At 60.9% G+C, this 12,220-nt stretch carries 15 protein-coding genes and 1 other RNA gene; 4 read left to right on the forward strand and 12 right to left on the reverse strand.

What is annotated here, in order from left to right:
* Positions 1–19: 19 nt before the first annotated feature.
* Complete coding sequence (gene rpsU, locus V1471_RS16730) at positions 20–226, reverse strand: 30S ribosomal protein S21 (RefSeq protein WP_058263026.1); 207 nt, start codon at positions 224–226, stop codon at positions 20–22.
* A gap of 122 nt (positions 227–348) precedes the next feature.
* Between rpsU and V1471_RS16735 the strand changes: the two genes are divergently transcribed.
* On the forward strand, positions 349–1,059 hold the full coding sequence (locus V1471_RS16735; RefSeq protein WP_434290250.1) for a COQ9 family protein: 711 nt from the start codon (positions 349–351) through the stop codon (positions 1,057–1,059).
* Positions 1,060–1,073: 14 nt separating this feature from the next.
* A complete protein-coding gene (locus tag V1471_RS16740; protein WP_434290963.1) occupies positions 1,074–2,054 on the forward strand; it encodes an NAD(P)H-quinone oxidoreductase in 981 nt (326 codons plus the stop codon).
* A 60-nt stretch (positions 2,055–2,114) separates the two neighbouring features.
* Here V1471_RS16740 and V1471_RS16745 read toward each other — a convergent pair whose 3' ends face one another.
* A complete protein-coding gene (locus V1471_RS16745) occupies positions 2,115–2,558 on the reverse strand; it encodes a Dps family protein (protein WP_434290251.1) in 444 nt (147 codons plus the stop codon).
* A 113-nt stretch (positions 2,559–2,671) separates the two neighbouring features.
* Positions 2,672–3,313 (reverse strand): ribonuclease T2 family protein, encoded by a 642-nt coding sequence (locus tag V1471_RS16750; protein WP_434290252.1) that lies wholly within the window; start codon positions 3,311–3,313, stop codon positions 2,672–2,674.
* A 141-nt stretch (positions 3,314–3,454) separates the two neighbouring features.
* Between V1471_RS16750 and V1471_RS16755 the strand changes: the two genes are divergently transcribed.
* A complete protein-coding gene (locus V1471_RS16755; RefSeq protein ID WP_434290254.1) occupies positions 3,455–4,183 on the forward strand; it encodes a DUF1013 domain-containing protein in 729 nt (242 codons plus the stop codon).
* Between the two features lie 58 nt (positions 4,184–4,241).
* On the opposite strand, the gene recR is transcribed toward V1471_RS16755, so the two are convergent.
* The 7 genes from recR to V1471_RS16790 form a co-directional block, all read right to left on the reverse strand.
* Entirely contained in the window at positions 4,242–4,838 is a 597-nt protein-coding gene (gene recR, locus V1471_RS16760) for a recombination mediator RecR (protein ID WP_434290255.1), read from the reverse strand.
* A gap of 6 nt (positions 4,839–4,844) precedes the next feature.
* Positions 4,845–5,144: a hypothetical protein gene (locus V1471_RS16765; protein WP_434290257.1), complete on the reverse strand. Its 300-nt coding sequence runs from the start codon at positions 5,142–5,144 to the stop codon at positions 4,845–4,847.
* A gap of 74 nt (positions 5,145–5,218) precedes the next feature.
* Positions 5,219–5,563 carry a YbaB/EbfC family nucleoid-associated protein gene (locus V1471_RS16770; RefSeq protein WP_434290258.1) on the reverse strand — a complete coding sequence of 115 codons (345 nt, stop codon included), beginning with the start codon at positions 5,561–5,563 and terminating at the stop codon, positions 5,219–5,221.
* A gap of 43 nt (positions 5,564–5,606) precedes the next feature.
* The gene (locus V1471_RS16775; RefSeq protein ID WP_434290259.1) at positions 5,607–7,370 is read right to left on the reverse strand and encodes a DNA polymerase III subunit gamma/tau; all 1,764 of its coding nucleotides are present in this window, start codon (positions 7,368–7,370) and stop codon (positions 5,607–5,609) included.
* A 70-nt stretch (positions 7,371–7,440) separates the two neighbouring features.
* Positions 7,441–8,484 carry a ribosome small subunit-dependent GTPase A gene (gene rsgA / locus V1471_RS16780; RefSeq protein WP_434290260.1) on the reverse strand — a complete coding sequence of 348 codons (1,044 nt, stop codon included), beginning with the start codon at positions 8,482–8,484 and terminating at the stop codon, positions 7,441–7,443.
* 156 nt (positions 8,485–8,640) lie between these two features.
* Positions 8,641–8,737: signal recognition particle sRNA small type (gene ffs / locus V1471_RS16785), an RNA gene on the reverse strand.
* Between the two features lie 45 nt (positions 8,738–8,782).
* Positions 8,783–9,688: a LysR substrate-binding domain-containing protein gene (locus V1471_RS16790; protein WP_434290261.1), complete on the reverse strand. Its 906-nt coding sequence runs from the start codon at positions 9,686–9,688 to the stop codon at positions 8,783–8,785.
* A 167-nt stretch (positions 9,689–9,855) separates the two neighbouring features.
* Here V1471_RS16790 and V1471_RS16795 point away from each other — a divergent pair, with 167 nt between their 5' ends.
* Positions 9,856–10,512, forward strand: coding sequence for a peroxiredoxin (locus tag V1471_RS16795; RefSeq protein ID WP_434290263.1), 657 nt, complete (start codon positions 9,856–9,858; stop codon positions 10,510–10,512).
* A gap of 78 nt (positions 10,513–10,590) precedes the next feature.
* Here V1471_RS16795 and V1471_RS16800 read toward each other — a convergent pair whose 3' ends face one another.
* Both V1471_RS16800 and V1471_RS16805 read right to left on the reverse strand, forming a co-directional pair.
* The gene (locus V1471_RS16800) at positions 10,591–11,355 is read right to left on the reverse strand and encodes an ABC transporter permease (RefSeq protein WP_434290265.1); all 765 of its coding nucleotides are present in this window, start codon (positions 11,353–11,355) and stop codon (positions 10,591–10,593) included.
* A complete protein-coding gene (locus V1471_RS16805; protein WP_434290267.1) occupies positions 11,355–12,149 on the reverse strand; it encodes an ABC transporter ATP-binding protein in 795 nt (264 codons plus the stop codon). Before V1471_RS16805 ends, V1471_RS16800 begins: the two co-directional genes overlap by 1 nt.
* Positions 12,150–12,220 lie beyond the last annotated feature (71 nt).

Genomic DNA, 12,220 nt, shown 5'->3' on the forward strand with positions numbered 1-12,220 from the left:
AACGTCGAACTCGCTCTAATTAGAGCATGCCTTCGCGCTGAGCTTTTTTACGAGCCAGCTTGCGGGCACGGCGGACGGCCTCGGCCTTCTCGCGCGCTTTCTTCACGGACGGCTTCTCGAAATGTTGCTTGAGCTTCATTTCACGGAAAACGCCTTCGCGTTGAAGTTTTTTCTTCAGAGCCCGGAGGGCCTGATCGACGTTGTTGTCACGAACGCTAACCTGCATGTGGTGTCACCACCTTCCTAAGTTAGATTTGCAAAAATTGCAGGAGGTGGCCGTATAGCAAAGACACTCTAGCTTGTCTACTATGCCGGAGAGCTCGCCCGCGTTTAACAGAGGACAAAGACATGCCAACCACCGCTTATCCCGATCCGACCCGTGAAAAACTCGTGGATGCCGCGTTGATCCATGTGGTTTTCGACGGCTGGGGGCCGGAAACCTTCAAGGTTGCGGTGGCTGATTCGGGTGTGTCCGAGGCGCTGGCCAAGGTGGCGGCCCCGCGCGGATCGGTCGATCTGGCGGCGGCCTATCACAAGCGGGGCGACCGTGAGATGGTCAAGGCGCTGGCAGAGGCCGACCTGTCGCAGATGCGGTTCCGCGACAAGATCGCTCATGCCGTCTGGCTGCGGCTTCAGGCGGTGGACCGCGAAGTGGTGCGGCGCGGCATGTCGCTTTTCTCCCTGCCACATCTCGCGCCCGAAGGCACGCGACTGGTCTGGGAGACGGCGGATGCGATCTGGACCGCGTTAGGCGACACATCGGAGGATGTGAACTGGTACACGAAACGCGCGACGCTGTCGGGGGTGTTCGCCTCTGTGGTGCTGTTCTGGCTGGGCGATGACAGTGAAGGCTTTGCCGACACCAAGGCGTTTCTCGATCGGCGCATCGACGATGTGATGCAGGTTGAGAAGGCAAAGGCGACGGTGCGCGACAACAAGATCCTGTCGGCGATGTTTGCCCTGCCGAATGCGGCTCTTTCGATGGTCAAAGCCCCGGCGGGCGCGCGACGTGCGGATGTGCCGGGGACGCAGACGGACAGCCCGGAGGTGGCACAATGAGCTTGTCCGGCAGCCTGCCCGAGACGATGCGCGCGGTGGAAATTTCGGAACCGGGTGGACCGGAGGTGCTGAAACCCTGCACGCGCCCGGTGCCGCGGCCCCGTGCCGATGAGGTCGTGATCAAACTGGCCTATGCCGGGGTGAACCGCCCCGATGCGTTGCAACGCGCGGGGCTTTATAATCCGCCACCGGGGGCCTCCGACCTGCCGGGGCTTGAGGGCGCGGGAGAGGTCGTGGCCGTGGGGGCGTCCGTGTCCGATTGGGCGGTTGGCGATCAGGTCTGTGCGCTTCTGCCCGGGGGCGGCTATGCCGAATATGTCGCGACGTCTGCGGCCCATGCGCTTCCGGTGCCGAAAGGTCTGTCATTGAAACAGGCCGCCTGCCTGCCCGAGACGTTTTTCACCGTCTGGTCGAACGTGTTCATGCGCGGGGGGCTTGAGGCCGGGGAGCGATTTTTGGTCCATGGTGGGTCTTCGGGGATCGGGACGACGGCGATCCAGCTTGCCCATGCATTCGGGGCGCGGGTGTTCGCGACCGCTGGTTCGGAGGCGAAATGCAAGGTCTGTCTCGATTTGGGGGCGGAGCGGGCGATCAATTATCGCGACGAGGATTTCGTCGAGGTGGCGCAGGCCGAAGGCGGGATGAACCTCATTCTCGATATGGTCGGCGGATCGTATTTCCCGCGCAACCTCAAGGCATTGGCAACCGAGGGCCGGTTGGTGAATATCGCCTTTCTGCAAGGTGCGAAATCCGATGTGAACATCGCGCAGGTGATGCTCAAACGCCTGACGCTGACGGGGTCGAACCTGCGCCCGCAATCGAACGAAGCCAAGGCGAAGATCGCCGAGGCGCTTTTGGCGAAGGTCTGGCCGCTGATCGAAGCGGGTCAGGTCGGGCCGGTGATGGACAGCGCTTATGCCTTGGACGAGGCCGGGCGCGCGCATGCGCATATGGAAAGCGGTGCGCATATCGGCAAGATCGTTCTGGAGATGTGAGCCGAGATGAAACGGCCCGCCAAACGCGGCGGGCCGTGTGGTTTCAGGCTGTGGATGCGGTCATTTCAACAGCGCGCGCATCATCCAGAGTTGTTTCTGATGATATTCCAGCCGGTCGGCGAGCATGCCGGAGGTGACATCGTCGCCTTGTTCGTCCACAAGTTCGATCCCGGCCTTGAGTGTGTCACAGACGGTGTCGTAATCCTTCACCATCTCGCGCAGCATATCCTCGGCGGAAAGCGGCCCCTCGGTTTCGGTGACGGAGGCGAGAGCTGCGAATTGCGCATGGGTGCCCGGCGCATATTCGCCCAGAGCGCGGATGCGTTCGGCGAGATCGTCCATCGCCCCTGCGAGATCGGTGTATTGCTCTTCGAACATGGCGTGCAGGCTGATGAATTTCGGGCCTTCCACGTTCCAGTGGAAATTATGTGCTTTCATGTAAAGCATATAGGTGTCGGCCAGAACGCGTGCGACGGCGTCGGAGCAGGCTTTGTTGGTGGTCATGGTTTCCCCCTTTTGGTCATACATAGCCCTATGGGCGATGACAGTATTAGAACATGTATCAAATATGCATGATTTGAGGGAGGTCAAAGCCCGATGGCGTTTTGTCGCACAGCTCACTTGATGCTTTGCAGCAAGGCGTCGTCCAGCGTGCAATCCCGGATCGTATCCGCACCGCATGTGCGCGGTTCGAGATCGCGGGTGAGGCAGATGCGGACCTCCTGAATGCGGTAGTCCTTGCAGGTCACGGTGATTTCGTTGGCCTCAAGGTCCGGGTTGTCGCGGAGGAAAGCCTCCTCGACGACGGAGGCCGGGAGTTTCACATCGTCCTTGAGTTTGCGAAACACTTCGGGACGGGTGAATTTGTCATAGGCTTCCCGGGACAGAGCGAGGAAGTCTTGGGCGGAGAGGCCGGAACAGCGGCCGTGTTTTTTCCATTGATACCAGGCCGCACCGGAGGTGCCCATGATGTCCTCCATGGCGGCGGTTTCGCGTTTCGCGGGATCTTGCGCGGAAGTGTGGCAGTAGGACGGCCAGCCGCGTTCATATTGCGGCCAGAGACCGTGGAGGACCCAGCCGAACTTGCCGTCGCATTGCGGGGAGTTCCGGGCGTCGCCTTCGAGGGCGCACCATGTGGGCGACCACGAGAGCGAGAGGAGGTAATAGTCGAAATCGCCCGCCTGTTCGCCCTCGGCAAAAGCCGGGAAAGCGCCCAGAAGACCAAGGCAGGTTAGGGCGGACACGATCCGTTGACGCATTTTCTCTTTCCTCCGATTGCGATCCGCACTATACAGCGGCGAAGTTCCCCGACAACGAGAACCGTCCCCACCGGGGAAAGCCATTTCAGGCGACGGGAAAGTTGTATCCGGGGAGAGCCGCATTTTTAAGGAGTGTGACCCATGGCAAAACCGATTATGGCGAAAGCCACCGCCGTTTGGCTGGTCGACAACACCACGCTGAGCTTCAAACAGATCGCCGATTTCTGCGGTCTGCATGAGCTTGAGGTGCAGGGCATCGCCGACGGCGAGGTCGCCGGTGGTGTGCGCGGGTTCGATCCGATCGCCAACAACCAGCTGACCGCCGAGGAAATCAAGACGGCGGAAGAAAACCCGCTGCACCGGCTGAAGCTCAAGTTCAACGCCGCAGCTCAAGGCGAAGAGAAACGCCGCGGGCCGCGTTATACGCCGTTGTCGAAGCGTCAGGACCGTCCGAACTCGATCCTCTGGCTGGTGAAATTCCACCCGGAGCTGTCCGACGGCCAGATCGCGAAACTGGTGGGCACCACCAAGCCGACGATCCAGTCGATCCGCGAGCGCACCCACTGGAATATCGCCAATATGCAGCCGATCGACCCGGTGGCTTTGGGCCTGTGTAAGCAGTCCGAACTGGATGCGGCCGTTCAGAAAGCCTCGAAAAACCGCGAAGCGAATATGACGGATGACGAGCGTCGCAAGCTTCTGTCGACCGAGGATTCGCTCGGGATGGATACGGAGCCGAAGATCCCGACCGCGATTGCCGGTCTGGAGACCTTCTCGCTTTCGATGGATGACGACGAGAAAGAGGAAGACCTGCCGGATGCGGACAGCTTCTTCAACTTGCCGGACAATGACGACGAAGACGACGAATAATCGTCCCGTCAGACGATAAGAGTAACCCGGGGCCGCAAGCTCCGGGTTTTTTATGGGATCAGAGGCTTTTGCGGGCGGTGAGCGCGGCGGTGATCGTGCCGTCGTCGAGATAGTCGAGTTCGCCCCCGACCGGCACGCCCTGCGCCAGAGAGCTGACTGTGCAGCGCCCGGACAGCTCGTCGGCGATGTAATGCGCGGTGGTCTGGCCGTCGACGGTCGCGCCCAAGGCGAGGATCACTTCGCGGATTTGTTCGTCGCCGACGCGCGTCACCAGAGCCGGGATGCGTAGATCCTCCGGGCCGATGCCGTCGAGGGCGGAGAGCGTGCCGCCCAGAACATGATAGCGACCTTTGAAGACGCCTGCGCGCTCCATGGCCCAAAGATCGGAGACATCCTCGACCACGCAAATCTCGCCATTGGCGCGGCGGTCGTCGGCGCAGATGTCACAGAGATCGCCGGTGCCGATATTGCCGCAGCGCACGCATTCGCGGGCGTTGTCGGCAACCATCTGCATGGACTGGGCCAAGGGCTGCATCAGCCGCCCGCGTTTCTGGATGAGATGCAGAACGGCACGGCGCGCGGAGCGCGGCCCAAGACCGGGCAGGCGCGCCATCAGATCGATCAGATCTTCGATGTCCTGTGTAGCATTTGTCACTGGAACTCACTTCCACGCGATAGGAAACACATCTCGATACATATACCAAAACTTTTCTGCTTCGGTTCCATACCGAATTTCTTCCATGAACCGTCTTCTAACAATTTTAGCCCATTTAAAATGGGAATAGAGGCTAATTCCGGTGCCTAAAAGCGCGAATAACAATATGCCAGAAACCACGCGAAATATTTCTGCTGCTGGCCCATAAGATGCTTCCGCAATCCAAGAGAAGCCAATAACAGTAACCAGACACGCCAAAAACTGCCTGAAACATGTCGCTTTTGCCTCCCCAAGAACGTATTCCATATGCTGTTCCGTGAGAGGCAATCTGCTCGCATCTCGATAAGTATATGAGAGCAGGTTTGCCATGGCTAAGCTCGTTAGAACGGCAGTTTGAAATCGGCAGGCAGGCCGAGGCCTTCGGTCAGGGCCTTCATCTCGCTTTCGGCCTTCTCGGAGGCTTTCGACTGCGCATCCTTGATGGCGGCGAGGATCAGGTCCTCGACCACTTCTTTCTCGGAGGGCTGGAAAATCGTCGGGTCGATGTCGAGGCCGGTCAATTGGCCTTTCGCGGTGGCGGTGGCTTTTACCAGACCGGCGCCGGATTCGCCCGTGACGGTCATGGTTTCGAGCTTTTCCTGGAGCTCGGCCATATCCTTTTGCATTTGCTGGGCTTTTTTCATCATCCCGGCCATATCGCCGAGACCGCCAAGGCCTTTGAACATCTGTTACTCCATCATTCCTTTGGGGCGTTTCGTGTGGGGGCGTTCACTCTTCGAACGGGTCCCATTCGTCTTCGACTTCTTGCAGCGCATCGAGGGCAGCTTCCTGTGCGATGGCCTCGGGCGTGCGGATTTTGGTGATCTCTGCGCCGGGGAACAGTTCGAACACTTTCGCGACCATCGGGTGTTCCATGGCCTTGGCCCGGAGCGCGCGCTCTTCGGCTTCGGCCACTTCGCGGAGCGTCTGCGTGCCCTCGGGGGCTTTCGCCAGCGTCACGCCCCAGTTCTGGCCGGTGAAGGCATGGAGGCGGCTGCGCAGGCGCTGCGGGAATTCGGCGTCGGCATCGGGCGTCATCTCGAATTCGATGAAGCCGGGGCGATAGCTGACGAGGCGGATATAGGATTCGATGTCGATCTTGAGCTTCATGTCGCGATGCTCGCCGACGAGATCGACGAGGGACTGAAAACTCACGTAGCGGGCGAGTGCCGCGTCCGGGGCGAGAGCCGTGGCCGTGGCAGCGCCTGAGGACATCGTCGGACCATGCACGGGACCGCGCGGAGCCATGGACCCACCTTGAGCGGAAACAGAACCGCCCCCCGAAGGCGCGCCGCCGCCCGCAGGACCAGACGGCGGGCGGGGCGGCGGGTTTTGTTCGGTGAGCTTGCGCACCAAATCTTCGGGCATCGGCAGATCGGCGACATGGGTGAGCCGGATGATCGCCATTTCAGAGGCCATCATCGCGTTGGGCGCGGCGGAGACCTCTTCGATGGCTTTCAGAAGCATTTGCCACATCCGCGACAGCACCCGCATCGGCAGTTTCTCGGCCATGGCGAGGCCGCGGGCGCGTTCGTCCGGGCCGATGGTCGGATCTTCGGCGGCGGCGGGGGTGATCTTGATCACCGAGACCCAATGGGTGATCTCGGCCAGATCGCGCAAGACGGCCAGGGGATCGGCGCCGTCGGCATATTGACCGCCGAGTTCTTCCAAAGCGCTCGCCGCGTCGCCGGACATGATCATGTCGAACAGATCGAGCACACGGCCCCGGTCGGCGAGGCCCAGCATGGCGCGGACCTGATCGACGGTCGTCTCGCCCGCTCCGTGGGAAATTGCCTGATCGAGAAGCGACAGCGCATCGCGCACGGAGCCTTCGGCGGCGCGGGTGATGAGGGCAAGCGCGTCAGTCGCCACCTCGGAGCCTTCTTTTCCGGCGATGGAGGACAGGTGATTCATCATCACCTCGGGCTCGATCCGTCGCAGGTCGAACCGCTGGCAACGCGACAGAACCGTCACCGGAACCTTGCGAATCTCGGTGGTGGCGAAGATGAATTTGACGTGGGCGGGCGGCTCTTCGAGGGTCTTCAGGAGCGCGTTGAACGCACTCGTCGAGAGCATGTGCACCTCGTCGATGATGTAGATTTTATAGCGGGCGGAGGCGGCGCGGTAATGCACCGAATCGATGATCTCGCGAATGTCGTTCACCCCGGTGCGCGAGGCGGCGTCCATTTCCATCACGTCGACATGACGGCCCTCGGAAATGGCCCGGCAATGTTCACAGACGCCGCAGGGCTCGGTCGTCGGCCCGCTGGTGCCATCGGGGCCGATACAGTTCATGCCCTTGGCGATGATCCGCGCGGTGGTGGTTTTGCCGGTGCCACGAATGCCGGTCATGATAAACGCCTGTGCGATCCGGTCGGCGGCGAAGGCGTTTTTCAGGGTGCGGACCATGGCGTCCTGACCGATCAGATCGGCAAAGGTTTCCGGGCGGTATTTGCGCGCCAAAACCTTGTAGCCGGTGGTGGTGTCGGTCATGCGGGGGCCTCCTTGATTGCGGCTAAGGTAAGGGCGGGGACGGGTCCCCGCAACCTCATTTCCAAGAGGATTACTCGCCGCGTTTGGCGCTTTTGGCCTTCTTCACGGATTTTACCATTTTGGAGAATTTCCGCCCGCGCTCGCGCGATTCGGCGATGGTCTCGGAATTGCGCGTGTCCTCGTCCACCAGCTTGCGCCAGCGTTCCAGTCTCGCCGGGTCCAACTCACCGCGTTCCATGGCCGCGCGGACGGCGCAACCGGGTTCGGTGAGGTGCTGGCAATCGGAGAATTTGCACTCGGTTGCGAGGTCCGTGATGTCCTCGAACAGGGTCGCGATGCCTTCTGAGGCGTCGTGTAGCGCCAGTTCGCGCATCCCCGGCGTGTCGATCAGCCAGCCACCGGCGTGCATCCGGTGCATGGAGCGCGATGTGGTGGTGTGCCGTCCCTTGGCGTCGTCCTCGCGGATGTCGCCGACCTCGATGTCCTCACCGGTGAGGCCCCGCGCGATGGTGGATTTGCCAACACCTGACGAGCCGACCAGAGCAATCGTCTGACCGGTGCCGCAATAGGTTTCCAGCCGAGCGATGTCCTCGGGCGATTTGGCGTTGATCAGCAGGACCTCGGCACCATCGTAGAGCGCTTTGGCGCGATCTTCGTAGACCTCGGCGGGCATGTCCTCGGGCTTGTCGGCCTTGGTGATGACGATGACCGGGGTGGCTTCGGCTTCGATGGCTATCGCGAGGTAGCGTTCGAGCCGCGCTTCGTTGAAGTCGAGATTGCACGAGGTGGTGATGAACAGCGTGTCGATATTCGCGGCGATGAGCTGGGCTTGCGCCGCGATGCCAGCGGCCTTGCGGGAGATCACCGTCTTGCGGTCGAGAACGCGGATCAGGCGCTCGCCGTCGGTGAGGACAAAATCGCCCACGGCCATGTCGGTCGCGACATGATCACCTGTCAGAGCGATTTCCATGCGCTCCAGATCGGGCGCGAGGGCTACAACAGAGCGGCGGCGGACCTCGGAGAGGCGCACGGGGGTGAGAGAGTCGAATTCAGTGAGATCGAGCTGGCCGTTGAAGAACTGGGACCAGCCGAGGATGTTCAGATCGGAAATCATGATGTCTGCCTTGCAAAACACGAAAGGGCTTCCGCGCCGGACGGGCGGCGGAAGGGAACGGTTTCGGGCAGTCCGATGATGGGAAAAGCCTTATGCGGCTGCCCGAGGGGCGGTAGCGACAATCATCAATTTCCTCCTCGGTTCGCATTAAGGTTAGGTGAGAGGCTGGACAACGACCCAAGCGGGGCTCGTTACGGCTGCTTCCTTCCGGACCTGACCGGGTTGGCGAGGCGCTCGCCCGCGCCAACCTCTCGAGGCGTTACATAGTGGTCATGTGATGGGAAAGCAAGAGGGCGGTTCAGGTCCCGAGACGGGCGCGTTCCTCGCGCAGAAGTCCGGCCAGAAGCCGAAAATCCTCGCTGCGCGCCGAGCTTTTGCGCCAGGCGAGCACCACCTCGCGGGGTTTGGTGCCAAAGAGCGAGGTCAGTTGGATGTCGGTGTTGCGCGTGACGCCCGCATCAATCGCAAGCTGGGGCAGGAGCGTGATGCCCAGCCCCTCCTCCACCATGGCGACCAAAGTCGGGAGCGAGGTGGCGGCGAAGGTTTCGTCTTGTTTCGCGTGGGTGTCGGGAAAGGCCGAAAGCGCGTGACGTTGCAGGCAATGGCCGCGTTCCAAAAGCAGCAGGGTTTCGTCATCGAGATCGGGACCGCCAATGGCCCTGTCGGAAATCAACCGATGCCCCGGCGCGGTGGCGAGTTGATAATCGTCTTCAAACAGGGGCTCCAGTTCCAGATCGCCGGTCTCGAAAGGCAGCGCGATGAGAATCACGTCGAGCCGCCCGGCCCGCAGCCCGGCGATCAGGTGTTCGGTCAACTCCTCGCGCATATAGAGCCGCAGGTCCGGATAGCTGTCGCGCAGACGCGGCAGCAGGCGCGGGAAGAGGAAGGGGCCGACCGTCGGAATGGTGCCGAGCTTCATCGTACCGCGGAGCGTGCCGGATTGGGTCTGGGCCAGCTCGACGATGTCCTGTGCCTCGGCCAGCATCGCACGGGCGCGGGCGGCGATTTCTTCGCCCAGAGGGGTCATCAACACGGAGCGCTTGGTGCGTTCGGCCAGAGGCGCCCCGAGGATGTCCTCCAGCTCGCGCAGCCCGGTCGACAGCGTCGATTGCGTCACAAGACAGGTCTCGGCGGCCCGTCCGAAATGCAGCTCGTCGGCAAGGGCGACGAGAAAGCGGAGTTGGCGCAGGGTGGGGAGAATCATTAATCGAATTCCTCAATTACTTTGATCTTTTTTATTCGTTTCAACAATCAATTCGCAAGAGCTATCTCTTCTTCATCGACAGGGCGCGAGAGACAAACAAGAGACAAACTCCGGGCCCGAGACGACAGACATCGAAGAGAAACACTGAGAAAACAAAGGACTGAAAAATGACCGATCAAGTTCAAGCCGCAACTGGCCCGCAACTGAACAAACCCGCCCCCGCCTTCAAGGCCGTGACCACCGATGGGGTCAAATCGCTCGAAGATTACAAAGGCAAATGGTTGATCCTGTTCTCCCACCCGGCCGATTTCACCCCGGTCTGCACCACGGAATTCATCGGCTTTGCCAACAAACAGGATGAGTTCAACGCCATGGGTGTGGAACTCCTGGGCCTGTCCATCGACAGCCACTATTCGCACATCGCCTGGATGCTCAACATCAAGGAAAACTGGGGCGTCGAGATCAAGTTCCCGATCATCGCCGACCTCTCGATGAACGTGGCGAATGCCTATGGCATGATCCAGCCGGGCGCTTCCGACACGGCAGCGGTGCGGGCGACGTTTATCATCGACCCGAATGGCATCCTGCGCGCCATGGTCTATTACCCGATGAACGCGGGTCGCTCCGTGGACGAGATCCATCGTCTCGTAGTGGCGCTGCAAGCCGCCGATGAGAACAAATGTGCGATGCCGGAAAACTGGAAACCGGGCGATCCGGTGATCGTGCCGACGCCGCCGACCGCCGCCGCTGCTCTGGCGAAACTCGCCGAAGCGCCCGAGGGGCAGAATGTCGTGGACTGGTACTTCGCGACGCGTCAGCTCTGATCTCCAATACAAAAAGACCCACGCACAAAACGCGAAAGGGGCGCCAGACCGGCGCCCCTTTGTCTTGGTTCGATCGGGTTATCCCTGTGGACGTTCGGCCCAGCCCGCGAAGATTTTCTCCAACGCCACCACGATGTAGTAGAGCAGGATACCCAAGAAGGCCAAAGCGATCAGCACGGCGAACATCAGCGGGTAATCGGCGTTGATCTTGCCGCTGTCGAACAGGTGCCCGAGGCCCTTGCCGTGCGGTTCGACGATCTCCATCAGGTTGGTGCCGATGAAGGCGAGCGTGACCGCGACTTTCAACGCGCCGAAGAATTCCGGCAGGGTTTTCGGCAGGGCGATTTTCCAGAAAATCGTCCATTTCGACGCCCCGAGCGACCGCAGGATGTCGCGATATTCCGGCTCCAGAGTGGACAGCCCGATGGAGACGGCGACCGAGATCGGGAAGAAGGAGATCATGAAGGCGATGAGCACAGTGTTGAGATCGTGATGCCCGATCAGGATGAGGGCGATCACCGGCACGACGGTCGCTTTGGGGATGGCGTTGAAGCCGACCAAAAGCGGATAAAGCGCGTCGCGCATGGTGCGCGAAAAGCCCATGACCATGCCGATGAGCGTGCCGAAGACAACGGCTACCAGAAGCCCGACGACGGTGCGCCAGAGCGTTTGCCAGCCGTAAATCAGGAAGAGATTCCAATATTTTGCATAGGCTGGGATCAGGTCAGAGGGAGAGGCCATTTTGTAGTTCGGCCATTGGTTGACCCAGACGATGAACTCCCAAAGCGCGAGGAAAATGACGATGGCGATGGTCGGCGTGGCGATCTTTTTGAAGGTTTTCATTATGCCGCCTCCTCGTCTTTCGCACGACCTTGCGCAATCTCGATCTGATGGCGCAGGCGGTGCAGAATCTCGGTGGCTTCGGGCGTGTAGATGACTTCGAGATCCGTGCGCCCGCCGAGTTTGACATTCTCGACATGCTGCGTCGTGGCCGGACGGCCCGACAGCACGATGACCTCATCGGCGAGATAGACGCTTTCGCGCAGATCGTGGGTGATCAACACGCCGGTAAACGGCTCCTCGGCGCGGAGCGCGTGCATGGTTTGCCAGAGATCTTCGCGGGTGAAGGCATCGAGCGCGCCGAAAGGTTCGTCCATGATCAAGACGTCGGGCTTGTGAACGATGGCACGACAGAGCGAGGCGCGTTGGCGCATGCCGCCGGAGAGCTCGGAGGGGCGTTTGTCTTCGAACCCCTCCAGGCCGACGAGGGCCAGAAGCTCGCGCCCGCGCTCTTCCTTCTGTTTCTTGGTCATTTTGTTCGGGACGATTTCGAGCGGCAACAACACGTTTTGCAGGATCGTACGCCATTCGAGCATGACCGGGTTCTGGAACGCCATGCCAACGGTCGAACGCGGGGAGGTGACGCGCTCGCCATGAAGCCAGACCTCGCCCTGATCGGGTTTCATGAGGCCCGCGACGAGTTTCGTGAGCGTTGATTTGCCGCAACCCGAAGGGCCGACGACAGCGCAGAAATCGCCTTCGGGCACGGAAATGTTGAGATCGTCGAGAACGGGCAGGGGGCCGTTATCGGTCTTGTAGGCGTGGGTGACGCCTTTGATGTCGATGAGGTTTGCCATTTTGGTTCGGTCTTGCCTTTTGCCCGCATGAAAACGGGCGCGAGCCTTAGGACCCGCGCCCGCCAAAGTCT

This window comes from Celeribacter sp. SCSIO 80788 (genome assembly GCF_051054295.1).
In the GTDB taxonomy this organism is placed as follows: Bacteria; Pseudomonadota; Alphaproteobacteria; order Rhodobacterales; family Rhodobacteraceae; genus Celeribacter.